Annotated in this window: 20 protein-coding genes; 10 read left to right on the top strand and 10 right to left on the bottom strand. The window is 67.4% G+C overall.

Annotation, left to right across the window (positions count from 1 at the left end):
• Positions 1 to 84: 84 nt before the first annotated feature.
• Together GRX31_RS21615 and GRX31_RS21610 are read left to right on the top strand one after the other, a co-directional pair.
• Complete coding sequence (locus GRX31_RS21615) at positions 85 to 966, top strand: transporter (RefSeq protein WP_160854730.1); 882 nt, start codon at positions 85 to 87, stop codon at positions 964 to 966.
• 43 nt (positions 967 to 1,009) lie between these two features.
• Positions 1,010 to 2,518 carry an aldehyde dehydrogenase family protein gene (locus tag GRX31_RS21610; protein WP_151019965.1) on the top strand — a complete coding sequence of 503 codons (1,509 nt, stop codon included), beginning with the start codon at positions 1,010 to 1,012 and terminating at the stop codon, positions 2,516 to 2,518.
• A gap of 41 nt (positions 2,519 to 2,559) precedes the next feature.
• Here the strand turns inward: GRX31_RS21610 and dld are convergent, their stop codons facing one another.
• The 4 genes from dld to lldP are packed head-to-tail and all read right to left on the bottom strand — an operon-like array spanning position 2,560 to position 7,997.
• Positions 2,560 to 4,320, bottom strand: a complete 1,761-nt coding sequence (gene dld / locus GRX31_RS21605) for a D-lactate dehydrogenase (protein ID WP_160854728.1) — start codon at positions 4,318 to 4,320, stop codon at positions 2,560 to 2,562.
• Positions 4,317 to 5,456: an FMN-dependent L-lactate dehydrogenase LldD gene (gene lldD / locus GRX31_RS21600; RefSeq protein ID WP_160854726.1), complete on the bottom strand. Its 1,140-nt coding sequence runs from the start codon at positions 5,454 to 5,456 to the stop codon at positions 4,317 to 4,319. The genes dld and lldD overlap by 4 nt, the downstream gene beginning before the upstream one ends.
• Positions 5,457 to 5,466: 10 nt before the next feature.
• The gene (gene lldR / locus GRX31_RS21595) at positions 5,467 to 6,273 is read right to left on the bottom strand and encodes a transcriptional regulator LldR (protein ID WP_160854724.1); all 807 of its coding nucleotides are present in this window, start codon (positions 6,271 to 6,273) and stop codon (positions 5,467 to 5,469) included.
• Positions 6,274 to 6,293: 20 nt separating this feature from the next.
• On the bottom strand, positions 6,294 to 7,997 hold the full coding sequence (lldP, locus tag GRX31_RS21590) for an L-lactate permease (RefSeq protein WP_160854722.1): 1,704 nt from the start codon (positions 7,995 to 7,997) through the stop codon (positions 6,294 to 6,296).
• 587 nt (positions 7,998 to 8,584) lie between these two features.
• Here lldP and GRX31_RS21585 point away from each other — a divergent pair.
• From GRX31_RS21585 to GRX31_RS21575, 3 genes are read left to right on the top strand one after another with little or no spacing between them, the layout of a single operon-like run.
• Positions 8,585 to 9,469: a putative selenate ABC transporter substrate-binding protein gene (locus tag GRX31_RS21585; protein ID WP_160854720.1), complete on the top strand. Its 885-nt coding sequence runs from the start codon at positions 8,585 to 8,587 to the stop codon at positions 9,467 to 9,469.
• A 19-nt stretch (positions 9,470 to 9,488) separates the two neighbouring features.
• A complete protein-coding gene (locus tag GRX31_RS21580) occupies positions 9,489 to 10,313 on the top strand; it encodes a phosphonate ABC transporter ATP-binding protein (RefSeq protein WP_160854718.1) in 825 nt (274 codons plus the stop codon).
• Positions 10,304 to 11,869, top strand: coding sequence for a PhnE/PtxC family ABC transporter permease (locus GRX31_RS21575; protein WP_160854716.1), 1,566 nt, complete (start codon positions 10,304 to 10,306; stop codon positions 11,867 to 11,869). Before GRX31_RS21580 ends, GRX31_RS21575 begins: the two co-directional genes overlap by 10 nt.
• Here GRX31_RS21575 and GRX31_RS21570 read toward each other — a convergent pair.
• Entirely contained in the window at positions 11,866 to 12,798 is a 933-nt protein-coding gene (locus GRX31_RS21570) for a LysR family transcriptional regulator (RefSeq protein ID WP_160854734.1), read from the bottom strand. The genes GRX31_RS21575 and GRX31_RS21570 overlap by 4 nt on opposite strands.
• A 145-nt stretch (positions 12,799 to 12,943) precedes the next feature.
• Here GRX31_RS21570 and GRX31_RS21565 point away from each other — a divergent pair, with 145 nt between their 5' ends.
• The 4 genes from GRX31_RS21565 to GRX31_RS21550 all read left to right on the top strand — a co-directional run bounded on the left by GRX31_RS21565 (position 12,944) and on the right by GRX31_RS21550 (position 16,525).
• Positions 12,944 to 13,891, top strand: a complete 948-nt coding sequence (locus GRX31_RS21565; protein ID WP_160854714.1) for a DMT family transporter — start codon at positions 12,944 to 12,946, stop codon at positions 13,889 to 13,891.
• 211 nt (positions 13,892 to 14,102) lie between these two features.
• Complete coding sequence (locus GRX31_RS21560; RefSeq protein WP_013802750.1) at positions 14,103 to 14,711, top strand: peptidoglycan recognition protein family protein; 609 nt, start codon at positions 14,103 to 14,105, stop codon at positions 14,709 to 14,711.
• Between the two features lie 3 nt (positions 14,712 to 14,714).
• Positions 14,715 to 15,176 (top strand): hypothetical protein, encoded by a 462-nt coding sequence (locus GRX31_RS21555; protein WP_012205170.1) that lies wholly within the window; start codon positions 14,715 to 14,717, stop codon positions 15,174 to 15,176.
• A gap of 239 nt (positions 15,177 to 15,415) precedes the next feature.
• Positions 15,416 to 16,525: a hypothetical protein gene (locus GRX31_RS21550; RefSeq protein ID WP_237426742.1), complete on the top strand. Its 1,110-nt coding sequence runs from the start codon at positions 15,416 to 15,418 to the stop codon at positions 16,523 to 16,525.
• 58 nt (positions 16,526 to 16,583) lie between these two features.
• Here GRX31_RS21550 and GRX31_RS21545 read toward each other — a convergent pair whose 3' ends face one another.
• The 5 genes from GRX31_RS21545 to GRX31_RS21525 all read right to left on the bottom strand — a co-directional run bounded on the left by GRX31_RS21545 (position 16,584) and on the right by GRX31_RS21525 (position 23,061).
• Positions 16,584 to 17,087, bottom strand: a complete 504-nt coding sequence (locus tag GRX31_RS21545) for a flavodoxin family protein (RefSeq protein ID WP_160854710.1) — start codon at positions 17,085 to 17,087, stop codon at positions 16,584 to 16,586.
• Between the two features lie 43 nt (positions 17,088 to 17,130).
• Complete coding sequence (locus GRX31_RS21540) at positions 17,131 to 19,464, bottom strand: TonB-dependent receptor (RefSeq protein WP_337193967.1); 2,334 nt, start codon at positions 19,462 to 19,464, stop codon at positions 17,131 to 17,133.
• Between the two features lie 180 nt (positions 19,465 to 19,644).
• Positions 19,645 to 20,979, bottom strand: coding sequence for a sigma-70 family RNA polymerase sigma factor (locus tag GRX31_RS21535; RefSeq protein WP_160854706.1), 1,335 nt, complete (start codon positions 20,977 to 20,979; stop codon positions 19,645 to 19,647).
• Between the two features lie 44 nt (positions 20,980 to 21,023).
• The gene (locus tag GRX31_RS21530) at positions 21,024 to 22,382 is read right to left on the bottom strand and encodes a sensor histidine kinase (RefSeq protein WP_160854704.1); all 1,359 of its coding nucleotides are present in this window, start codon (positions 22,380 to 22,382) and stop codon (positions 21,024 to 21,026) included.
• A complete protein-coding gene (locus tag GRX31_RS21525; protein ID WP_043790363.1) occupies positions 22,363 to 23,061 on the bottom strand; it encodes a response regulator transcription factor in 699 nt (232 codons plus the stop codon). Before GRX31_RS21525 ends, GRX31_RS21530 begins: the two co-directional genes overlap by 20 nt.
• A gap of 280 nt (positions 23,062 to 23,341) precedes the next feature.
• Between GRX31_RS21525 and GRX31_RS21520 the strand changes: the two genes are divergently transcribed.
• On the top strand, positions 23,342 to 25,354 hold the full coding sequence (locus tag GRX31_RS21520; protein WP_160854702.1) for a TonB-dependent receptor domain-containing protein: 2,013 nt from the start codon (positions 23,342 to 23,344) through the stop codon (positions 25,352 to 25,354).
• The last annotated feature ends 7 nt before the right edge of the window (positions 25,355 to 25,361 follow it).

Below are 25,361 nucleotides of genomic sequence, written 5' to 3'. Positions count from 1 at the left end.
CTCCCATCCCCCTCCCCGGCCCTGCTGTCCTGCAGCAGGCCTGGGCAGGGCTTTGCCTGAAAACAAAGGACCGGACTCTTCGCCATGCCATCCAAGCCCTTCACCCGCGCATCCCTGGCCCTGGCAGCCATGGCCGCATGCGCCACCTTCAATGCCCACGCCGTCGATATCGACGCGGGCGACTACACCGCCCTGCCGCCAGGCACCACGCTGGGCATGGTCTATTACCAGCACGCCACGCGCGACCGCCTCTATGCCAATGGCGAGCAGGCGCCGATACGGCCGAGGCTGACCTCGGACATCGGCATAGCGCGCGGCGTGCACTTCATGAAGCTGGGCGACTACGTGATCGACCCGCAGTTCCTGCTGCCCTTCGGGCGCCTGTCGGCCTCGCGCGATATCGCGGCCATGGGCAGCAATACCGGCGTGGGCGACCTGATGCTGGCCGCCACCCTGTGGCTGACCAAGCCCGGCGACAAGGAGCACTTCGGCATCACCCCCTTTGTCTGGCTGCCCACGGGCCAGTACAGCCGCAACGATCCGCTGAGCCTGGGCGAGAACCGCTGGAAGGCCGCCCTGCAGGCCGGCTGGATCAAGCCGCTGGGCAAGAGCGTGACCATGGACCTGGCGGCCGATGTCACCGTCTTCGGCAAGAACGACGACTTCGGCGCCCACAGCGCCACGCTCAAGCAAAAGGCGCAGTTCCAGTTTCAGGGCCTGCTGCGCTACCACCTGTCGGACACATCGGACCTGCGCCTGGGCCTGTCGCACCTGACGGGCGGCGAGACCCAGGTCAACGGCGTGTCGCAAGGCGACCGCCAGTCCACCACCAAGGTCTCTTTCGGCGGCGCGGTCTTTGTCGCACCCAAGACGCAGTTGCTGGCCACCGTGGGCCGCGACCTGCATGTGCGCCAGGGCTTCAAGGAGAACGCCCGCATCAACCTGCGCCTGCTGCAGGTTTTCTGAATCCCACACCCCCTGTCCCCTGTCCACCACCAAGGAGCACACCATGAACCTCAGTGACATCCAGCACCAGATCACCGAGCGCGCCAGCGCCTTCCTCAACCGGGGCACGCATGACCTCTTCATCGACGGCCAATGGGTGGCGGCCCAGACCGGCCAGCGCCTGTCCACCGTCAACCCGGCCACCGAGGCCGTGATCGCCGAAGTTGCCAGCGCCGGCCCGGCCGACGTGGACCTGGCCGTGCGCGCTGCGCACCGCGCGCTGCACCTGGGCCCCTGGGGCCGCATGCGCCCCGTGGAGCGCGAGCGCCTGATGCTGCGCCTGGCCGATCTCATGGAGACCCATGCCCAGGCCCTGGCCGAGGTCGAATCGCTGGACAACGGCAAGTCCGCCGCCATTGCGCGCGCCGTGGACATCGCCATGGCCATCGACTCCATCCGCTACATGGCCGGCTGGGCCACCAAGATCGAAGGCATGACGCACGAGCACTCCGTGCCCTTCGCGCCCGAGGCGCAGATGTTCACCTACACCCGGCGCGAGCCCGTGGGCGTGGTCGCCGCCGTCGTGCCCTGGAACTTCCCCCTGCTCATGGCCAGCTGGAAGCTGGCGCCCGCGCTGGCTGCAGGCTGCACCCTGGTGCTCAAGCCCGCCGAGCAGACGCCGCTGACCGCGCTGATGCTGGCCGAGCTGATCCAGGAAGCGGGCTTTCCGCCCGGCGTGTTCAACGTGGTCACGGGCGACGGCCCCGGCACGGGTGCGCCCCTGGTCTCGCACCCGCTGGTCAACAAGGTCAGCTTCACGGGCTCGACCGAGGTGGGCAAGCTCATCGGCCATGCCTGCATGGACAACATGACGCGCATCACGCTGGAGCTGGGCGGCAAGTCCCCCGTCATCGTGCTCGACGACTGCGACCCCGCCACGGCTGCGGCGGGTGCGGCCAATGCCATCTTCTTCAACCACGGCCAGGTCTGCTGCGCGGGCTCGCGCCTGTACGTGCACAAGAGCATGTTCGACCGCGTGGTGGCCGACGTGGCCGACCAGGCCGCCCGGCTCACCCTGGGCCATGGCCTGGACCCCCGCGCACAGATGGGCCCGCTGGTCTCGCAGGAGCAGATGGAGCGTGTCTGCAGCTACATCGACATAGGCCGCAGCCAGGGCGCCGAGGTGGTGACGGGCGGCGCCCGCGCAGGCCAGCGCGGCTACTTCGTGCAGCCCACGGTGATGACCGGCGTGCAGCACGACCACCGCGTGGCCCGCGAGGAAATCTTCGGCCCCGTGCTCGTGGCCATGCCCTATGACGACCTCGACGAAGTCGCCGCCTGGGCCAACGACACGCCCTACGGCCTGGGCGCCAGCATCTGGTCCAACAACCTGTCCAAGGTCCACCGGCTGATCCCCAAGATCCAGTCCGGCACGGTCTGGGTCAACTGCCACAGCACCCTGGACCCGGGCATGCCCTTCGGCGGCTACAAGCAGTCCGGCATGGGCCGCGACATGGGCCGCACCGCGCTGGATGCCTACCTGGAGACCAAGTCGGTGTTCATCAATCTGTGAGGGGGTGCGGCGGGCTGCCCCCGGGCCCGCCTGCTCCTGCTCTACGGCGTTTCCGAATACCCCTTGGGCCATCCCCCCGGCCGGTCACAACACTCCTCCCAGCCCAGCTTGCGCGAGGTGTGCCCTATGCCGGGGTTGAAGGTGTTGGTGGGGTCCAGTTCGCGGTAGAAGCCCGCCAGGGCAGGCTTGGCCACGTAGAGGTGGCCCACGTTGTGCTCGGCCGGGTACTCGGCGCGGCGCGCGTCCAGCAGTTCCCACATGCGGTGCTCCATGGCCAGCGGGTCCACGCCCTTCTTGACGATGTAGTCCTGGTGGAAGACATGGCAGAAGAAGTGGCCGTAGTAGAGCTTGTGGACCATGTCGCGCTCGACCTCGGCGGGCAGCTGCTCCACCCATTCGCGGTCGTTGCGGCGCAGGGCCACGTCCAGGGCCACGATGTCCTCGACCTGGGCGCGGTGCACCTCGCGGTAGCGGATGGCCGCGCCCGCGATGGCGAAGCGGTGCAGGAAGGCCTTGCGCCCCTCGTCGGCATCGCACTCGAACCAGCCGCCCGTGGTGCTGCCGCTGAAGTGCCGCGTGAGGAATTCACGCGTGGCCTTGGCCGTATCGTTGGACACGCGCACCAGCAGGTGGTGCTCATAGCGGTCGCGCCACTGGCGCATGCGCGCGGGCAGGTGGCTGGGCAGCAGGTTGGTCAGCGCCTGGATCACGCGGTCGGTGACGCCGCGCAGGCCGAAGCGCTCGAAGAAGCCGTCCACGCGGCTCTTGAGGGCGAAGGCGGCCGGCACCCTGGCCGTGCCGAAGCGGTCGATCAGCAGGAAGGTGTCCTTGCCGTATTTCTCGCCGATGTCGTAGGCCGTGCGGTGGATGTACTCGCCGGCGATCGGCAGGCGCGGCAGCGCGGTCAGCAGCTCGCGGCGCACGGCCGTGAGGTCGTCGGGCGCATTGCTGCCTATATAGAAGACGGTGCTCGGCTCCTTGGGGAAGGTGTCCAGCCGCACGGCGAACAGGCACAGCTTGCCGGCCGATCCCGAGGCCTCGAACAGGCGCGAGGGGTCGGCATTGAAGCGCGCGGGCGTGTCCTCGTCCACGGCGCGCACGGCATCGGCATAGCGCGGGTCGGAGGCGGCGCGCTGCGCATCGTGGGCGATGTCGGACTCGGTGTAGTCGCCGTTTTGCAGCCGCGTGAGGATTTCCTCGGGCGTGCGGCCCAGGGCGATGCCCAGGTGGTTGACGAGTTCCAGCGAGCCGTCGCCGCACACGCGCGCGTACAGCGCCAGTTCGGTATAGGCCGGGCCGCGCCGCACCAGGGCGCCGCCCGAGTTGTTGCAGATGCCGCCCAGCACCGAGGCGCCGATGCACGACGAGCCGATCACCGAATGCGGCTCGCGCCCCAGCGGTGCCAGCGCCTGCTCCAGCCGGTCCAGCGTGGCGCCGGGCAGGCAGACCACCTGGGCGCCGCCGCCAATGACCTGCACGCCGGTGATGCGCAAGGTGTTGATGAGCACGATCTCGCGGTCGTAGTCCGCGCCGTCGGGCGTGGAGCCGCCCGTCAGGCCCGTGTTGGCGGCCTGCATGATGACGATGCGCCCGGCCGCCACGGCGGCCTGCACCACCTTCCACTGCTCCAGCAGCGTCGCGGGCCGCACCACGGCCAGCACCGGGCCCTCGCCCGTGCGGTGGCCCTTGCGGAAGCGGCGCGTGGCCTGGTCGTCGGTGAGCACATGGGCGGTGCCCACGGCTTCGCGCAACTGCAGCAGCAGGTCCTCCCGGGAGACGACCGGAGTCTGCAGCGCGCTCATGGCTGGCGCACCAGCAGGTCGCCGGTGATGTCGGATACCTTGCTCACGCTGGTCAGCGTCATGGCCACGCGCATTTCCTTTTCCAATAGTTCCAGCAGGTGCTTGACGCCCGCCTCGCCGGAGGTGGCAAGGGCGTAGATGAAGGCGCGGCCGATCATGGCGCAGTCGGCGCCCAGGGCGATGGCGCGCACCACGTCCAGGCCGTTGCGGATGCCCGAGTCGGCCAGGATCTTGATCTGGCCCTTGACCGCATCGGCAATGGCCGGCAGCGCGCGGGCCGAGGACAGCACGCCGTCGAGCTGGCGGCCGCCATGGTTGGAGACGATGATGCCGTCGGCGCCAAAGCGCACGGCGTCCTTGGCGTCCTCGGGATCCAGGATGCCCTTGATGACCATGGGTCCCTTCCAGAAGGCGCGTATCCATTCGAGATCCTTCCAGGAGATGGAGGGATCGAAATTGGCGCCCAGCCAGCCGATGTAGTCGGCCAGGCCCGTGGGGCTGCCCCGGTAGGCCGAGATGTTGCCCAGGTCATGCGGGCGGCCCAGCAGGCCCACGTCCATGGACCAGGCCGGGTGCGTGACCGACTGCCAGTAGCGGCGCATGGCGGCATTCGGGCCGCTCATGCCCGAATGCGCATCGCGGTAGCGCGCGCCGGGCACGGGCATGTCCACGGTGAAGACCAGGGTGGAGCAGCCGGCCGCCTGGGCGCGCTCCAGCGCGTTCTGCATGAAGCCCCGGTCCTTGAGCACATAGAGCTGGAACCACATGGGGCGCTTGATCTTGGGCGCCACTTCTTCGATGGGGCAGACCGAGACCGTGGACATGGTGAACGGAATGCCATGGGCGTCGGCCGCGCGCGCGGCCTGCACTTCGCCGCGGCGGCGGTACATGCCCGTCAGGCCCACGGGCGACAGCGCCACGGGGATGGACAGTTTCTCGCCGAACAGCTCGATGCTGGTGTCCAGCCGGCTCATGTCCTTGAGCACGCGCTGGCGCAGCGCCACGGCGGCCATGTCCTCGACATTGCGGCGCAGCGTCTGCTCGGCATAGGCGCCGCCGTCGATGTAGTGGAACAGGAAAGGCGGCAGGCGCTTTTGCGCCGCCGCACGGTAGTCGGAGGTGGAGGAGATGATCATGATGGGTGTCTCATGTCTTTCGTATCAGGTCTGAAGTGGGCAGCAGCGCGGGCGCGGCGTCCAGAGGCAGCCGCATGGAGCGCTCGCGCCGCGCGCGGTCCTCGTCCAGGCGCTGGATGGTGGTGCGCACATGCTCCAGGTGCTCGCCGATGCATTCGCGGGCGCGCTGCGGGTCGCCGTCCAGGATGGCCTGCATGAGGCTCTGGTGCTGCACGGTCAGCTCCTGCAGGGTCTGGGGCGCGCTCAGGCGGAACATGTCGTGGCGGTTGCGTTCCACCGTGGACAGCACCACGGTGAACAGGCTGTGCATGACCTGCACCAGCACCAGATTGTGCGAAGCCTCGGCAATGGCCAGGTGGAACTGCGCGTCGGCGCGCGCCGCCAGCTCGGCGTGGCCGCTTTGCTGGTGCTGGATCATCACCTCGAAGCAGCGCTGGATATGGTCCTTGTCCTGCGGCGTGGCGCGCTGGGCGGCCAGCCAGGCCGTGCTGGTCTCCAGCGCGTGGCGGGTTTCCAGCACGTCGTAGCGGTAGTGGGAGTCGGACTCCATCAGGCCGGCCAGCGGCCGCATGGCGTCCTTGAGCCAGTCCGCAGGCTCGGCAGCCGGCGCCGGCTCCTGCAGGTAGGTGCCATCGCCGCGCCGCGCCACCAGCACGCCCTGGCTGGTGAGTTTCTGTATCGCCTCGCGCACCKMGGTGCGCGAGACGCCCAGCTCGGCCGCCAGTTGCCGCTCCGCGGGCAGCCGCTGTCCGGGCTGCACTCCGCTGGCCTGCACCAGGGCAAGCAATTTCTCGACAACTTGATCGGCAACGCGCATGGGGGAACTCTCGGGTGTTTTCAATGACCCGGGATCATCCACGTAAATACGTAGGCTTGCAGCGTGGTGATCACCCCGATGATCACGGCGAACATCAGGCTGTGCTTGACCGTGAAGCGGAACAGGTCCGACTCGCGGCCTGCCAGGCCCACGGCCGCGCAGGCAATGGCGATGGACTGGGGCGAGATCATCTTGCCCGTCACGCCGCCCGTGGTGTTGGCCGCCACCGTGAGCACCTGGGGCAGGCCCAGCTGCTGCGCCGTGGTGGCCTGCAGCGCGGCGAACAGCGCGTTGGCCGAAGTGTCCGAGCCCGTGAGGAACACGCCGATCCAGCCCAGGAAGGGCGAGAAGAACGTGAACGCCTGGCCCGTGTGTGCCAGCGCCAGGGCCAGCGTGGCCGACAGGCCCGAGTAGTTGGCCACGAAGGCGAAGGCCAGCACCATGCCGATGGAGTAGATCGGCACGGCCAGTTCCCTGAAGGTCTCGCCCAGCGTGGCCACGGCCTTGGCCGGCGACAGGCGCGTGAAGGTGATGGTGATCAGCGCCGCGATCAGGATGGCCGTGCCGGTGGCCAGCAGCCAGTTGAAGGTGTAGACCGCGCCGTAGGGCGCAGCGGCGGCCACGACGGGGGGCGTCTTCTCCACCAGGTTGTGCAGGAAGGGCACGGGGATGTTGATGACGGTGGAGGCCAGCGGGCCGCCTGCGGCGAACAGCGCCTTGAAGGGCTTGATGCTCCAGATCGTCACCATGGCCGTGAGGATGATGAAGGGCGACCAGGCCTTGATGACGGCGCCGGCCGTCAGCGGTGCACCGGAAGCGGCGGCGGGAGCCTTGACCGCCGTGGCTGTCTTCGCAATGGCAGCAGCCTTGCCGCCCTCGCCTTCCGTGTCGAAACGGAAGATGCGCTTGGGCTGCCAGACCTTGAGGAACAGCGTCAGCGCCACCAGCGAGACGATGGCCGAAGTGATGTCCGGCAGCTCCGGGCCGATGTAGTTGGCCGTGAGGAACTGCACCAGGGCAAACGAGCCGCCGCCCACCAGCACCGCAGGCCAGGTTTCCTTGACGCCGCGCCAGCCGTCCATGATGGCCATCAGCCAGAACAGCACGAGCACGGTCATGAAGGGCAGCTGGCGGCCGGCCATCTGGCCGATGGCGAAGGCATCCACGCCCGAGACCTGCCCTGCCACGATGATGGGAATGCCCATGGCGCCGAAGGCCACGGGCGCCGTGTTGGCGATCAGGCACAGGCCCGCCGCATAGAGCGGCTTGAAGCCCAGGCCCACCAGCAGCGCGGCCGTGATGGCCACGGGCGCGCCGAAGCCGGCCGCGCCCTCCAGGAAGGCGCCGAAGCAAAAGCCCACCAGGATGAGCTGCAGCCGCTGGTCGGGAGTGACCGACAGGATGGACGAGCGGATCACGTCGAACTGCCCCGTCTTGACCGAGATCTTGTAGAGGAACACGGCCGCCACGATGATCCAGGCGATGGGCCACAGGCCGTAGAAGAAGCCGTACACGGCCGAGGCCAGTGCCGCGCTCACGGGCATCTTGTAGAACAGCAGCGCCACGCCCAGCGCCAGCGCCACGGTGACGGTGCCAGCCTGGTAGCCCTTGAGACGGAACCTGGTCAGCGCCAGGAAGAAAAAGATGATGGGAATCAGCGCGATCAGCGCCGAGATCCAGATGTTCCCGGCGGGATCGTAGTTCTGCTGCCAGATGGTTTGCATGACCGTGTCTCTAGATGATGGGGAGGGCGCGGTAAGCGCCCCTTGTCGGCCACTCCCTCTCGTTGCAGCGTTGGCATGCGGTGCGATCCGCACAGGATGTCTGCTGGCTGGCTGCAACGGTGACCGGGAGTGTTCCCCGCGCTGGCGCCTTGTGGGCTATTGGCAAATTGGTCCAACCAATTAAACCAAAATTCAGACCATTGCGCGAAGTGGTGCGATTCTCAGAGCTTTCAAGTGGACAGATGAACAGGGTAAACACCTAAAAGAGTGCAGATAGTGCACCAGGATATTTATTGGTCATACCAATAATGGATATTTTGGTGCAACGCATGTTCAAGTCCCGGCCAAGCAAGGTCCCAGGCGGTGCACAAACGCAGCGCACGCGGGAAAAAGATCGGCGGCCACGCTGTGCCGACAGGTCCGCCGCTCAAGCCTGATGCTCCCCAACGGAAAAAGCCCGCTCCCTACAATGCAGCCTCAGCGGTCGGTGTACCGCCCTTGTACCTTCGGCGCCCGTGTCAACCCCGGGCGCCTTATTAAACCGCCGTGTATCCGGACGGCGGTGGCTGATTGAACGGAGCCCATCCATGAACCACATTCCTGCGCGCCGCTCGGCGCTGCGCCAGGCGGCTGCCTGCGTGCTGGCCGCCTCCACCCTGTCCAGCCTGCCTGCGCTGGCCGCCGAACCCGCCGTGCTGCGCGTCTCGGCCATCCCGGATGAAGCTCCCACCGAGCTGCAGCGCAAGTTCGAGCCGCTGGGCAAGTACCTCTCGGCCCAGACCGGCATGAAGGTGGTGTTCACGCCCGTGACCGACTACGCCGCCGTGGTCGAGTCGCTGGCCACACGCAAGCTGGACCTGGCCTGGCTGGGCGGCTTCACCTTCGTGCAGGCCAAGATCCGCACCAACGGCACGGCCATCCCCATCGTGCAGCGCGAGGAAGACGCCAGGTTCACCTCCAAGTTCATCACGGCCAACCCCGCCATCAAGACCCTGGCCGACCTCAAGGGCAAGAGCTTTGCCTTTGGCGCGCCCTCGTCCACCTCGGGCAGCCTGATGCCGCGCTTTTTCCTGCAGCAGGACGGTATCAACCCCGAGAAGGACTTCAAGACCGTGGCCTTCTCCGGCGCGCATGACGCCACCGTGGCCTTCGTGGCCGCAGGCAAGGCCGAGGCCGGCGTGCTCAACGCATCGGTCTGGGACAAGCTGGTGGAGACCAAGAAGGTCGATACCAGCAAGGTGCGCGTGTTCGCCACCACGCCGCCCTACTTCGACTACAACTGGACCGTGCGCGGCGACCTGGACCCGGCCCTGGTCAAGAAGCTGACCGACGCCTTCCTGGCGCTGGACCCGGCCAAGCCAGAGCACAAGGCCATCCTGGAGCTGCAGCGCGCCGCGCGCTTCGTGCCCACCCAGGCCTCGAACTACGAAGGCATCGAGGCTGCTGCCAAGTCGGCCGGCCTGCTCAAGTAAGCCGCAGCAGGCGCAATCCATGAGCTTTGAACTGGAAGGCGTGGGCCTGACCCACGCCGGCGGCGGCACTGCGCTGCGCGGCGTGACGCTGGCCGCACGCCAGGGCGAAGCCATTGCGCTGATCGGCCCCTCGGGCGCGGGCAAGACCACGTTGCTGTCCGTCATCGGCACGGCGCTGGCGCCCAGCCAGGGCCGGCGCAGCGTGCTGGGCAACGAGGTGCCTGCGTCCAGCGCGGGCGCACCCCGGCTGCTGCGCGCGCGCATCGGCACGGTGCACCAGGCACCGCCCATACCGCCGCGCCAGCGCGTGGTCACGGCCGTGCTGGCCGGGCGGCTGGGCCGCTGGCCGGCCTGGAAGGCGCTGGCTTCGCTGCTGTACCCACAGGACACCGCTGGCGCGCGCGAGGCCCTTGCCCGCGTGCAGCTGGCAGACAAGCTGTTCGCGCGCTGCGACCAGCTCTCGGGCGGGCAGCTGCAGCGCGTGGGCATTGCCCGCGTGCTCTACCAGCAGGCCGAGCTGATCCTGGCCGACGAGCCCGTGGCCGCGCTGGACCCGGCCCTGGCCCTGTCCACCGTGCAACTGCTGGTGCACGAAGCCGCCGCGCGCGGCGCCACCCTGGTGGCCAGCCTGCATGCCGTGGACCTGGCGCTGGCCTGCTTTGCGCGCATCGTGGGCATCCGCGATGGCGCCATCGCCTTCGACCTGCCGGCGGCTGAAGTCACGCAGGAACACCTGCGTGCGCTGTATGGGTCCGAGCATGCTGGCGATGATCCCTCCCGCCCTGCGTGGACACCCGCGCCCGCCGCCTTTGCCGCACCGCTGTCCGCATCCGCATGCCGTTGAGTTCCGATCTGCACGCGCTGCGTGACCCCGCCGCGCCCCGCCGCCTCGGCGCCCTGGTGCTGGCCGCCGTCGTGCTGTGGCCGCTGTTCCAGGGCGCGGGCTTCAGCCTGGGCGCGCTGTTCGATCCCGGCAACCTGCAGGTCATCGGCCGCTTTCTGGCCACGTTTCTGCCGCCCGAGACCGGGCGCGACTTCCTCGGCTACCTGGGCCGCGCCACGCTGGAGACCCTGGCCATTGCCACGGCCGGCATGGCCCTGGCCTTTGTGCTGGCCGTGCCGCTGGCCTACCTGGTCACGGGCGCCGCGCGCGAGCGGCGGGCGCTCAACCCCGTCACGCGCGGCCTGCTCACCATTCTGCGCGGCGTGCCCGAGCTGGTCTGGGCCCTGGTCTTCGTGCGCGTCTTCGGCCTGGGGCCGGCCGCTGGCGTGCTGGCCCTGGGCCTGACCTATGGCGGCATGCTGGCCAAGGTCTATGCGGAAATCCTGGAGTCGGCCGACCCCGCGCCCGCACGCGCCCTGGCGCAGGCCGGCGCGCGCCGGCCGATGGCCATGCTCTACGGCCTGCTGCCCCAGGCCGCGCGCGAACTGACCTCGTACACCGTCTACCGCTGGGAGTGCGCCATACGCGCCTCGGTGGTCATGGGCTTTGTGGGCGCGGGCGGCCTGGGCCAGCTCATGGACCAGGCCATGAAGATGCTCAACGGCGGCGAGGCCTCCACCATCTTGCTGACCTTCATGCTGCTGGTCTGGGGTGCCGACCTGCTCTCGCGCGGCCTGCGCCGCGCGCTGGACACGCCACCCGCCGCACGCGCCAGCGCCTGGGGCTGGCGCAGCGCCCTCACCTGCGCCGCCCTGGCGCTGGGCGTGGCCGCCAGCTTTGCCATGCTGGAGATGGACCTGCCCTCGCTGTTCACCGGCGCGGCGGGCCGGTCCATGCTGGAATTCGTCATCAGCTTCTTCCCGCCCGACACCAGCGCCGAATGGCTGCGCAAGGTGGCCGTGGGCGTGTGGGAGACGCTGGCCATCTCCGTGGTCGGCACCTTGCTGGCGGCCGTGCTGGGCCTGCTGCTGGCGTTGCCGCGCTGGCGCGCTCCCTGGAGCCTGGTGCTCAACGTGCTGCGCTCCGTGCCCGAGCTGGTCTGGGCCACCATCACCGCCCTGGCCGTGGGCCTGGGCCCGTTCGCAGGCGCGCTGGCGCTGGCGCTGCACACGGCGGGCGTGCTGGGGCGCCTGTATGCCGAGGCCCTGCAGAACCAGCCCGCCGCCCCCACCCAAGCGCTGCGCCTGTCCGGCAGCGGCCGCGCCATGGCCTTCCTCTACGCCACCCTGCCCGGCGCCGCGCCGCAGTTGCTGGCCTACACGCTGTACCGCTGGGAGATGAACATCCGCATGGCCGCCATCCTGGGCTTCGTGGGCGCGGGCGGGCTGGGGCAGCTGCTGTACTTCGAGCTGTCGCTGTTCCACTACGCCCAGGCCAGCACCGTCATCATCGCCATGCTGGCGCTGTCCGTGGCCGTGGACTGGGCCAGCGCGGCGCTGCGCAGGCGCATGGGTTAGGTGGTGGAGGCCACGGCGCCATCACCCTCCACCTCGACCAGGTAGTCGATCAGCGCCCGCAGCTTCAGCGGCACATGGCGCGTCGGCGCATAGACCGCATGCACCACGCGCGGCGCGTACTTGCCGCACAGCCCCCAGCCCGGCAGCACGGGCGCCAGCTGCCCGGCCTGCAGCGCCGCCTGAGCCGCAAAGTCGGCCACCACGCCTATGCCCGGCCCCTGCTGCAGCGCGTGGATGATGCCCAGGCTGCTGGCAATGGTGATGGGCGTATTCACCAGCAGCCGCATGGCGGGCGCGGCCGCAGGGTGGAGCGGGCGCAATTCCACCTCGTTCTGGAACTGCCCGTAGCCCAGGCTGATGAAGGGATGCGCCAGCAGTTGCCCGGGCTCCGTGATCTGCGCATGCCGCGCCAGATAGCCGGGCGTGGCCACCAGCACATAGCGGATGGTCTTGAGCGGCCGCGCCACCAGTCCCGGCGCGATCTGGCCCGGCACGCTGATGCGCAGGCCCAGGTCCAGCCCCTCGGCCACCAGGTCCACCATGCGGTCCGTCATGTCCACCTGCACCTGCACCTCGGGCCAACGCGCGCAAAAGCCCGGCAGCAGCGGTGACAGCCAGAGATCGCCCAGCACGGCCGGCGCGCTGATCTTCAGCAGCCCGCGCGGCTGTTGGCGCAGCTGGCCGGCCAGCGCCTGCACGGCCTGGGCATCCTCCACCAGCCGTAGGCAGGCCTGGTGGATCTCGGCCCCCGCCTCGGTCAGCGACAGCGAGCGCGTGGTGCGCTGCAGCAGCCGCAGCCCGAAATGCGCCTCCAGCCGCCCCACGCTGCGGCTCACGGCCGAGGTCGTCAGCCCCAATTGCCGGGCCGCGCCCGCAAAGCTCTGGTGCTCCACCACGCGGGCGAAGACCAGCATTTCATCCAGGGGCATGGCGGTATCGGGCAAGGCGCTACTCCGGTCTTTGTTGCATGGCAGGCAATATTAATTTGAATGACTGGCGGATTGTTGATTGATTGCAAGGTCCGCAAGATACGCCCATGCGCTCCATACCGTAGCGCGCCCAGGAATCGACACCATGTCCCACAGCCCCAGCCTCACCTCTGCAACCTCACCCACACGGCCCCGAACCAGCCAGGGCGGCACCTGGCGCATGCTGCTGGCCATGGCGCTGTCGGGCACCATCGGCCTGCTCGTCGTGGAAAGCGCGCTGCCGCCGCTGCTGGTCGTATTTGCCCGCTGCGTGCTGGGCGCACTGGGCCTGGGCCTGTGGCTGGCCTGGCGGCGCGACTGGGTCAAACCCCAAGGCCGGGAATGGCTGTGGCTGGCCGGGGGCGGCATCGCCCTGGTATTGAACTGGGTCGCCCTCTTCAGCGCCTACCACTACAGCTCCATCGCCGTGGCCACCGTGGTCTACCACGTGCAGCCCTTCATGCTGCTGGCTCTGTCGGCGCTGCAGGGCGAGCCCGTCGAACGCCGCAAGCTGCCCTGGCTGCTGCTGGCCCTGCTGGGGGTGGCGCTGAGCAGCGGCCTGGTCGGGCTGGATGGCGTGGATGCATCGCATGCTGGAACAGGCGCCTGGATAGGCGTCGCCCTGGCCCTGCTGGCCGCCGCTCTCTACGCAGGCACCACGGTCGCCACGCGCCGCCTGGGCCACATGCCCTCGGCCCAGATCGCCATGCTGCAGATGCTGGCGGGCGGACTGGTGCTGAGCCTGTGGGCCCTGCCGCTGCTCACCCATATCGCCGCAGCCAGCCCGCAGTTGCTGTCAGCGCGGGCCGCCTCCATGGTGCTGATCCTGGGACTGGTCCATACGGCCTTCATGTACACGGTGATGTATGCCGCATTCCAGCGGCTGCCGGCGCCCGCCATTGCGGCACTGTCCTTCGTCTACCCCGCCATGGCCTTGCTGGTGGACCTGGCCTGGTTTGGCGCCGTGCCGTCGGCGGCGCAGTGGGTCGGGATGGGCTGCATCCTTGTCGCAGTCGTGGGCCATCGCGCAGGCATTGCATTGCGTCGCCATTGAGCCCCTGTGAATTCCGGAGATTTCCGGAATTCATACATCCTTCATGAACTCCACCCAATTGTTTCAATATATTTCCAATAAAGAGGTACACAGTACATTTCGAATTATTTTTATCCCTTCAGCCCGTATGCTCTCCCGGCTTTCCGCCATTCGCATTCACTCAGCCGGAATACAGAGGGAGAAATAATTGGCCACTATCGAAAAAGGATTGATGGTAGACAAAAGCGTCGAAGTCAAGACCTATCCGTCCATAGAGCACGGCGCCTTGCTGTCCGTCACCTCCATCGTGCTGCACCGCACTGACTCGTCCACGGCCGCCAGCGTGCTCAATGCCTACAAGAGCGGCCAGAAGACAGGGGCGCACTTCCTGATCGAGAAGGACGGGAAGATCTACCAAACCGCCAGTCTGGAAAAGATCTGCTGGCATGTGGGAATTCTTCAGCCGCGCTGCGTCAACGAGAGCACCTGCGATCCCACGGAACTCAAGAACATCAATGCCCTGCTGCACCAAAAGGGCCTGAGCTTCAGCAAGCGGGCCAAGAATGTGTCATCGCATGAGAACACAAAGGCCTATCCGTTGCGTTATCCGGCCAACAGCGACTCCGTGGGCATCGAGGTGGTGGGCCGTTTCCTGCCATCGACCAAGGACTACGAGGCGCCCACCCAATCGCAGCTGTTCCAGACCAAATGGCTGACCCAGCAATTGGTGGACCACTACAAGCTCAAGCTGCTGTCCGATGTCTACTCCCACGGCGCCATTGCCCGCAAGGAAGCGACCGAAGGCGCCCAATTGCTGCGCTACATCTTCACGGGAGCCTGAGCCATGCCATCCAGCCAGCTTTTCAACAATCCCTCTCGCAGCCTGCGCATTGCCGCCTGGGCTGCCGTGATGCTGTGCCTGCATGCGCCGCTGCAGGCCTCATCTACTTCCACATCCACGCCCAAACACGCGGCCAAGGCGGCGCCCATTTCCGTCATCGGCCCGGTCACCCGTTCCGTGGGCACGGGCGAGACCATGGGATGCGAGAAAGTCAGCCTGGACGCCGCCGACGTGGCCCGCTATTTCGCGACGGCAAAGCAAGTCTCGGCTGGCAGCTTCCATGAGGAATCCATCATCCTGCCCTGCAGTTTCAGCGGACGGCTGCTGCGCTCGGGCAAGGTCTATGAATGGAACATCAACGCCGCCGGCGCCGGCTACCTGCGCAGTGAAGATGGTGAACAGGACCTGCGCTACCTGTGCCGCAAGGCCTGCGAGAAGGCATTGCCGCAGTTGACGGGGCTTTGACCTGTTGTTCAGACATTGTCTGCACGGGCGTCTTATCGCTCCCATTGAGTGGTGCCCCATCCTCCTGTCAAACACAGCGGATACGATGGCGCCTCCCACAATATTCCCAACAGACCATGGAACGACTGATTTCCCAAGGAATGCATGCCCTCAGCCAGGGCGACCACGCGCGAATGCATGCGCTATGGTCTGGCACCACGGTTTTCAGCCATCTGGACAATGAAGCGATTGCCAGCCTCTTGACCAGCATTCAGGCCACTGCCGAATCAGGCCAGGGTAGCGAATGGTCATGGCTGATGCTGTGCCTGGTGTATCTCGATTCCAGTGACCAATTCACCGAGGACCGCAGTGCGGCATTGCGCCAGGTCGGCGAATGGGCGCAGCGCGCACTGGCAATGTCACCAGGCAATGCCTATGGACACCGCTATTTGGGCAGTGCCCACTATTGGCTGGACGAACCCGAGCCCGCGCTGGCCGCCTACCGCAAGTCTCATGCCTTGCAGTCCCAGGTGGACTTGCAAGCCCGCATTTTCGAGATGGAGCATGCCGTGCCCTGGCGCAGCATCTTTTCCTATCCCGAGTTGGCTGATAGCCCGGTGGCACCCGACTACTACACGGCCGGCGTGACCGTGGGCAAGTGGAAGCGCCCCGACACGGATGCAGCAGCCCTGCAGGAAATCGAGCGCCTGCAGACCACACTCTACGAACGCTGTCTGGAGCGCTTCGCCAGCGCCGGCACGCCGGCAAACGGCCAGGAGGCCGCGCCCGCCGCGCTGGACATCCACACCTATGCCATGTGCTGCAACAACCTGGGCGTGCTGTACAACGCGCAGGAACAGTACGAGCAGGCGGCCACCGTCCTCGAAGCCGGGCTGCAGCAGACCTGTTTCCAGGCCCTGCTGGAAAACCTGCGCCATGCCTATCGGCAACTGGGGAACCGCAAGCAAGCCACCGACCTGTCCCTGCTGCTGATGGAGGACTACGCGCTTGACACCGGCCTGTATCTGGACTGCGCGCAGACCGCGTGCGCCTATCTCAACGAGACCAGCCACCACCAGGACGTCCTCGACATCGTGGCCGAAGCCGAGCGCCGCTATGCGCAGCTTTCGTCTCAGCAACAGCAAGCGCCATGGGAAGTTCGCAGCATGAGCTTCGTTCATGCGCACAAGGTCACCGCCCTCAGGGCCCTGGGCCAGCTCAAGGCCTCGCACCTTCAGCCTGAACTGGTCGAGATCGCCCTGCGCCACGATCCGGACGATGCCCAATTGCTCGGCATACGCGCCCACATGCAGGGAGCCCGGCAGCAGGTGGGTGGAAAAGGCGGATTCTGGTCGCGCCTGTTCGGCTGAGCCACACCGGGCGACCGGGCCACCAAGAAATGTAGGGCACCCAAGATGCTGGCAACCCTCAAAAGACTCCCAGCGCCAGCCCGGCCCCCATCGCCTCCCCCAGCGCCCGGCACTGTTCCAGCTCAGTTGCGGCAATCTGCTTGGGCGCCAGGATGGCTTCGGTGGTCTGGGCGTGGGTGCAGATGATCAGGGGCTCGGCCACGGGCTTGAGGCGCCAGCCGGTGGCGATGCGGGCGATCTGGCGGGCCGCATTCTGGCCGTCGCTGCCGGCGCAGATGAGGCTGGCATAGGGCCGGCCGTTGATGCGGTCCAGCGCCGCGTAGTAGCTGCGGTCGAAGAAGTCCTTGAGCTGGCCGCTGATGGCGGCCAGGTTTTCCGGGGTGGCGAAGAGGTAGCCGTCGGCGGACAGCACATCGTCCGGGCCGGCCTCTGAGGCATGCAGCAGGCGCACCTGCACGCCCTGGCCTTCGGCCGCTGCGCCGTCGCGCGCGGCCTCGGCCATCTGGCGGGTGCCGCCGGTCATGGAGTGGTAGACGATCAGCAGGGTCTTGCTTGCGTTCATGCCTCAAGCATAGAGCGCGGCCCGCCCAGCCACCGCGCCGACCTCAGAAATCCATCGATGCCGACACCACGAAGGTGCGCGGAATCATCGGCGAGACGGCGCCCCAGGACGTGACGCCGGCCCAGGCCTTGCGGTCGGCCACGTTCTGCACCGTGGCGCGCAGCGTGGTCTTGCGGCCCGCGATGCGGGTGGCATAGCGCAGGCCCAGGTCGGTGCGTGTCCAGCCCGGGATGCGCAGGCGGTTGGCCTGGTCCACGAACTGGGCGCCGGTGTAGGCCAGGTCGCCGACCAGGGTCAAGCCTTCCGCGGCGGGCACATCCCATTCCACGCCCAGGTTGGCCAGCAGGCGCGAAGTGCCGATGGGCCGGTTGCCCACCAGCGCAGGCGTGGCCGAGCGCGTGATCTCGGGCTTGAGCCAGGTCACGCCACCGAGCAGGCGCAGGCCGCGTGCGGCCTCGCCGTAGGCATACAGCTCCATGCCCAGGTTGCGCTGCTCGCCGTTGGTCTTGTAGACGCCCTGGTCCAGGCCGCCGCTGGGTTTTTCAATGCTGAACAGGGCGGCCGTGGCCATGAAGCTGCCGAAGTCGTACTTGCTGCCCACTTCGTACTGGCGGCTCTTGTAGGGGCGCAGCACCTCGCCGTAGTTGCTGGCGGCGGGCGGTGCGATGTCGCCCTTGCTCAGGCCTTCGATGTAGTTGGCGTAGAGGCTCCAGTTGGGCGCCTGGCGCCAGACCACGCCCACGGCGGGCGTGGTCACGCTCTCGTCGTAGACATTGGCGGCGCCGCCCGTGAGCACGTTGTAGTTGGTGGACTTGATGGCCTGGTGGCGCAGGCCCAGCGACAGTTGCAGCCTGTCCTGCAGCAGCGAAAGCGTGTCCACCAGGGCCAGGCTGGTGTTGCGGTTGTCATGGATGCGCGGAATGGCCGAAGGCCGCGCAATGCTTTGCGGCGCATGGGCAACAGGCGCATAGATGTTGGACGCCACCGCCGAGCCCGCCTGCAGCGCACGGTGGAAATCCTCGCGGTAGCTGGCCAGCTGCAGCGTGACCGAATGCTTGACACCGGCCAGCGCAAAGCGCGAGCGCAGGCCTGCGTCGATGGTGCTGCGGTCCACGTCGAACACCGCATAGGTGGGCGTGATGCTGGTGGCACCCGCAGCACTGGTCAGGCGCGGGGCGGAGTCATAGATGCGGTCCACATTGGCGCGCGACTGGCCGATGTTGGCGAACAGCGTGAGCTGCTGCGTGAGGTCCAGCTCGGTGCGCAGCAGCACGGCGCGCTCGCGATTCCTGGACCATTCCCAGGGCTGGGTCACGTTGAGTGTGCCGTCGGGCGCAGCAGGCATGGAGGAGAGCCCCGTGGGCATGATGGGCCGGCCCACGCCGTCGATGCGCTCGTCCTGCGAGAGCAGGTCCAACGTGGCGCGGAAGCGCTCCACCTCGTAGTCCAGCGCCACGGCCAGCACATGGCCGTCGGTGCTTTGATGGTCCATGGACGTATCGCCGCCGTACTTGCTGGCGTTCACACGGATGCCGTACTGGGCCTCGTCGCCAAAGCGCCGGCCCACGTCGGCATGGGCACGCCAGAGGCTGTCCGAAGTCCAGCCCGTGGTCAGCCGCGCCACATCTTCATTGGCGCGCTTGGGAGCGATGTTGATCACGCCGCCCACCGAGCCGTTGGGCGACATGCCGAACAGCAGCGCGCCCGGCCCCTTGACCACCTCGATGCGGTCCACGTACTCGGTGCGCACGCGGTAGTTGGGGGCAATGCCGTAGATGCCGTCAAAGGCGATCTCGCCCGAGTTGCCCTCCCAGATCGGAAAGCCCCGGATATAGAGGTTGTCCACGTTGCCGCCCGGCAGCACGGTGTAGCGCACGGAAGGGTCGCGGTTCACCGCCTCGGCAATGGTGCCGGCCTGCTGGTTGCGCACGGCCTCGGACGTGTAGCTGGTGGTGCTGAACGGCGCCTGCATGTTGCCGGTATTGCCCAGCACGCCCAGGCGCACGCCCTTGGCCACCTGCCCGCCGGCGTAGGGTGCGGGCAGCAGGCTCACATACTGGTCGCCGGCCGTCACGGTGATCTCGGACAGGCGGTGTGCATTCTCAGGCGCGTTGGCCGCAGCGGGAAGCAGCGTCAGCGTGCCGCCCTCGATGCGCCCCTGCAGGCCGCTGCCCTGCAGCAATGCCGCCAGGCCCTGGCGCACATCGTGGCTGCCGTTGAGCGCCGGGGCCTGCCGGCCCTGCACCAGTTCGGAGGAGTAGGTGAGCTGCAGCCCCGCCTGGCGCGCAAACAGGCTCAGCGCCTGGGCCAGCGGCTGGGCCGGCACGTCGAAGGACACCGATTGCGCGGCGGCCAACTGCAGTTGCAGGCCCAGCACCAGGCCTGCACATGCATGAAAAACCGCTGTGCGGCGGAGGCGGAATCGGAATCGGGAGGACTTGGGAGCGGACATAAGGACTTTCTGGAAGACAGGCTCATTGCGAATCGCCGGCACAGGCAGGACGCCCGGCCTTTCATATGCAAATACGAGTCACTCCCAAAAACCCTGAAAAAAACTTCACGGCTCCGCGCGCCCGCCGCGCCGCGCAATCCGCAGCCCGCCGTCGTCCAGCACGCTGACCTGCACCGGCGCGAACTGCGGCAGCCCGCGCAGCCAGCGCTCGGTCTGGGCAATGCGCACATGGCCGCTGATGGCCAGTTGCGCCGCGCCCTCCTCCACCACCAGGCGGCGCCGCGTGTAGCGGCCCAGCCGGTGGGCGACGCGGCCCAGCGGTTCCTGCTCGAAGACCAGCTCGCCCTCGCGCCAGGCCGCGGGCCGTTGCTGGAGCTGCGGCTGCCAGGCAGCGCCGTCGGTATCTCCCGCACCGCCGTCCAGGGGAATGCGCAGCGACTGGCTGTCCTGCAGCAACTGGCTGCGCCCGGTGGCCGCATGCTCCACCCGCACCTGGCCCGACTCCACCTGCACGCGCACCGCATCGGGCTCCAGTTCCACACCAAAGCGCGTGCCCAGCACGGTCACGCGCAGGGGGCCGGCCTCCACCACAAAGGGCCGTGCCGCATCGCGCGCCACGGCAAAGAAGGCGGCGCCTTCCAGCAGCCGTGCCTGTCGCAGGTCGGCACGGTAGGCCAGCGCCACGCGGCTGGCGGCGTCCACGCGCAGCACGCTGCCATCGGGCAGCTCCAGGCTGCGCTGCACGCCCGGGGCGCTGGCCAGTTCACCTTGCCACAGCACGCGGCGGCTCCACATCTGCCAGGCGGGCCAGGCCGCGCAGGCCATGCCGGCCACGCCCAGCAGTGCGCCAAGGGCACGCCGCCGCCGCTTTCTGGAAGAGGCCTGCAAGCCCGCATCCACCCCGCCGCGCCAGCGCAGCAAGGCGGCTTCCAGGCAGGCATCGGCCTGCATCAGGTCACGCTCCACGGTATTCAGGGAGACCTGCAGACGCTGGGCGATGTCGGCCTGCCGCTCGCCATGCAGGCGGTGGGCCAGCAAGGCGGCCTGCATGCGCTCGGGCAAGTCTGCAATCGTGCGCTCCACCACGGCCAGTGCCTGCCGGTACATGGCGCGGTCGGCCACATCGCCTTCGGCCTCGGGCTGCAATTGCGCCCAGTCGTCCATGCAGCGCTGCTGCGCACCGCGCTGGCGCAGCCGGTCTATGGCCAGATGCTTGGCCGTGGCAAACAGATAGGCCCGCGCGGCTTCGAGCGTGGGCGAGCTGCCATCGGGCAGCTGCGGCGGCACATCGGCCAGGCGCAGCCAGGTTTCCTGGGCCAGTTCCTGCGCCTCATCACGGCTGCCGGTCTTGCCGGCCAGATAGGACACCAATTGCTGCTGGCAGGCACAGAAAAGCTGGTGCCAGCGCGCAGCGGTCCAGGAAGCGGAAGGGGTGGGCATGGCCGGGGGGAGGTGATGAATCGATAACGAGAATGACTATCATTTTAGTTTTGTTTGCCAATGGCCCCTGGCGCAACAGCCCCATGCGATGCACTCCTGAAGCACAGTTCCAGCTCGCAATGGGGACTGCCCAGAAAGCGGATGTCCCCGCCTGCATTGCGCAATATCTTGCGGGTGATGGCCAGTCCCAGGCCGGCGCCCCTGCTGCCGGGCCGCGCCTTGCTGAAGCGGGTGAACATGGCTTCCTGCCGGTCGGACGGAACGCCTGGCCCCTGGTCGGCCACCGTCAGGCGGATCACGTCACCTTCAACCGCCGTCATGACCACCAAGACATCTCCCTGGCCATGGTGAAAGGCGTTCTCGAGCACATTGGAGATGGCGGTGTGCAGCAGGCTTGCGTCGCCCTGGCAGTGCACGCCATCGATGAGGTCCACCTGCATGCTGCGCGAGCCGGCCTCGAACAACGGCAGGATTGCGGCGATGGCCTCCCTCACCAGCCGCGTGAGATGCGTGGATGCTGCTGCGGGAGCAGCCTCGCCTGCGCCCAGGTCCTGCTCCTGGCGCGCCAGCAGCAACAGCTGCTCGGCCACGCGGCGCAGGTAGCGCACGTCGCCGTCCACGGCCTGCCAATCGGGGCTGGGGTCCGTGCGCGCCTTCTGCAGGCGCAGGTCCAGCACGGTCAGGGGCGTGCGCAGTTCATGCGCCGCGTCGGCGACCAGGCGCTTTTCGTTGGCCAGCGACTGCGCCAGATTCTCCAGTGCGCGGTTGACGGCTTCGGCCAGCGGCAGCAGTTCGCGCGGCAGCCGGGCGGTCGGAATGGGCTGGACCTGACCTGGCTTCATGCCCTGCACAAAACGTGCGGCCTGCTGCACGGGCCTGAGCGTCCAGCGCATCATCCAGTAGATGAGCAGCAGTGCCAGCAGGCCTACAGGCACCAGCATGACCAGGCTTTGCAGCAGCTTGGCGTGCAGCAGATCACCAATGGCCTGGCGCTCCAGCACATCGCGCTTGGCCACCATCAGGGTGGCTCCATCGGCCAGCGGTGCGGCCACGTTGACAACCTGGCCGCTGTAGATGGGCAGCCGCAACAGCGGCGCCCGCGCACGGTCGGGCGGCAGGCGCAGGCGGCGCGGGGATTGGAGGTTGTCGGAGAACCAGAGCACCCTCCCCTCGGGCGAATACAGCGTGTACGACAGCTCGCCGCCCGCATGGCTTTTGGGCAGCCGGGCCGGATCGCTTTGCATGGTGAAGCCTTCGGCGATCTCCCGCGCCTGGATCACCATCGCCACGCGGCGCAGCTGGTCGCGCGTGTCGTACAGCGACAGCGACAGTGCTCCGGCGCCAGCCGCAAAGGCCAGCGCCAGCCCCAACAGCACGCGCCGCTCAAGACTGGTGCTCTTCATGCGCGGCAGCGGGCAAGACCATGCGATAGCCCACGCCACGCACGGTATCTATCAGCACATTGGCGCCGCCGTCGCGCAGCTTGCGGCGCAGGCGCGAGATCAGCGCCTCCACGGCATTCAGGGTCACGCTCTCGCGCGAGGCGTACAGGTGCTCTTCCATGCGTTCCTTGACCACGATGCGGGGCCACACGCGCAGCATCTCCTCCAGCAGCATGGCCTCGCGCCGGAGCAGATCGATGTGCCTGCCATCCACGGTCGCATGGCGGGAATCGGTTTCAAAGGCCAGATTGCCCAGGCTCAGCCGAGGCTCGCGGCCGCCCTGGGCACGGCGCAGCACGGCGCGTACGCGCGCTTGCAGCTCGGAGATGTCAAAGGGCTTGAGCACATAGTCATCGGCGCCGCAATTGAGCCCGGCCAGACGGCTTTCCAGCGCGTCGCGTGCCGTGAGGATGATGCAGGGGGTTCTGCGGCGGCGGTCATCACAGCGGGCCAGCACCTGCATGCCATCCATATCAGGCAGCCCCAGGTCCAGGATCAGGGCCTCATAGTCGGTGACGGCAAGCGCGTCCAGCGCCTGCCGTCCGGTGGCGGCCACATCCACCGCGAATCCCATGCGCTCCAGATGGGCCTGCAACAGCGCTCGCAAATCTTGGTGGTCTTCAACAACGAGCAGCTTCATCGGTCAGACGTTGATCAGGAATGTCAGATACAAATACGAATCAGACGTATTTTAAATTTGAAAGCTGCAAGGCCAGCGCCATGACACCGCAAGATCCAGAACCTGCGCCCCCACAAGCCCTGAGCCGGCTTAGCCAGCCGCCTGCAGCGCAGTCCCCCGCTTGACCGTTGCCCGGGCGAGCGCCCCACCCCACCCCAACCCATCACCCGCACCGCCTGCCCGGCGGCGCGTGCCGTCGTGTACGGACAACCCCATTTTCAATAGCGACCGGAGCCAACCAGTGATCGACTCTTTCCTGCAGCCGGCCAGGGCCTGCACCCCTGCACACCCGCTCACCCTTATCGGCAAAGGCCTAGCCTGTCTGCTGACCGGCAGCACCGTGCTGCTGGCCCATGCACAGCAGGCGGCCGGCGAAGGCAAGCTGTCCGAAGTGGTGGTGACCGCCACAGGCTTCGAGCAATCGCTGGCCGACGCGCCTGCCTCCATCACCGTGGTGACAGCCAAGGAGCTGGAAGGCAAGCGCTACCGCGACGTGACCGATGCCCTGCTCGACATTCCAGGCGTCACCATCGAGGGAGGTGCGGGCGGCAAGATCGAATCCACGCAGATCTATATCCGCGGCCTGGGCGAGGACTACACCCTGTTCCTGGTGGACGGCAAGCCCCTGGGCAGCTCCTCCCAGGCCTACTACAACGGCTTTGGCGGCGCGCAGCAGACAAGTTGGCTGCCACCCATGTCGGCCATCGAACGCATCGAGGTCATTCGCGGCCCCATGTCGTCGCTGTACGGATCCAGCGCGCTGGGCGGGGTGATCAACATCATCACCAAGAAGGTGTCCACGCAATGGACCGGCAGCGTCACCGTGGACGGAACGATGCAGGAAAACCCGCAGGCCGGCAGCGAGGGCCAGCAGCGCTTCTACCTCAGCGGCCCGCTGGTACAGGACCGGCTGGGCCTGACGCTGTACGGCTCGCGCTTCAAGCGCCATGAGGACCGGTTCACCGGCGGCTACGCCGCCCGCGAGAACCGCGACATCACCGCCAAGCTGGCCTGGAAACTCACCGGCAACCAGACCCTGGGCCTGCAGGCCACGCGCGGCACCGGGGACAACGAGCGCACGGCCCGCACGGGCGCCGCAGGCTCGGTGCAGAACGAACGCAACTACTACGCGCTGACGCATGACATCGAATGGGGCTCGCGCATCCGCACCAGCTCCTTCATCACGCGGGAGAACGTGCAGGTCACCAATGGCGCCTACCAGTCCGAATACCGGGCCACCTACCTGCAGTCCAAGACCGTCGTGCCGCTGGACCGGCACATGGTCTCGTTCGGTGCCGAGTACAAGAACGAAGAGACTGCGCATGACGGCAGCCGCTTTCCGGGATCGCGCAACATCAACCTCGAACGCTGGCAGATGGCCCTGTTTGCCGAGGACGAATACTTCCTGACCGACCGCTTCTCCGTCGTGGGCGGCATACGCTACGACCGCAACCAGCACTACGGCAGCGAATGGATTCCGCGCCTGTACGGCATCTACCGACTGAGCAATGCACTGACCCTCAAGGGCGGCATCAGCGGCGGCTACAAGGCACCCACCCTCAAGCAGGCCGACGACAACATCGTGGAAATCGCTGCACGTGGCGCGGCCTGGGACATGGGCAACAAAAACCTCAAGCCCGAGAAAAGCACCAACTACGAAATTGGCCTGAACTGGACGCCCGCGCAGGACGTTAACGCCAGCATCACCGCCTACCAAACCGACTTCAAGGACAAGATCAGCACGCAGACCATCTGCACCAGCCCCATCTCCGCCCCAGCCTGCGAATACAACGGCGAAGTGCGCTCGCGCATCAACCAGTACGTCAATGTCAGCTCGGCCACCATCAAGGGACTGGAGCTGGCCTACGGCATGCCCATCGCCCTGCCGCTGGGCCGAGGTCGGTTCAACACCTCGTACACCTTCACCTCCAGCGACGTGGCCAGCGGACCGGATGCCGGCAGGCCTCTCAACAACCTGCCCCGCCACATGCTCAATCTGGGCGCGGACTGGAACATCACAGGCCAGATCAAGCTCTGGGGCAAGGCCCGCTACAAAAGCAGGAGCATAGACGGCGGCACGGCCCAGCTACCCGCCTACACCCTGGTGGACATCGGCGCCAGCTACCAGGCAACGCCCAACATCCAGCTGTTCACGGGCCTGTACAACCTGCTGGACAAGACCGTGAACCTCGCCGACTACGGCAAGACGCTGGATGGACGGCGCTTGTATTTGGGGGTGACGGCGCAGTTTTGAGGGTAGC

Origin of the sequence: Delftia sp. CH05 (genome assembly GCF_009827015.1) — a bacterium.
In the GTDB taxonomy this organism is placed as follows: Bacteria; Pseudomonadota; Gammaproteobacteria; order Burkholderiales; family Burkholderiaceae_C; genus Comamonas; species Comamonas tsuruhatensis.
The sequence above is the reverse complement of the archived record's forward strand: the minus strand, read 5'-3'. Positions and strand labels throughout refer to the sequence as shown.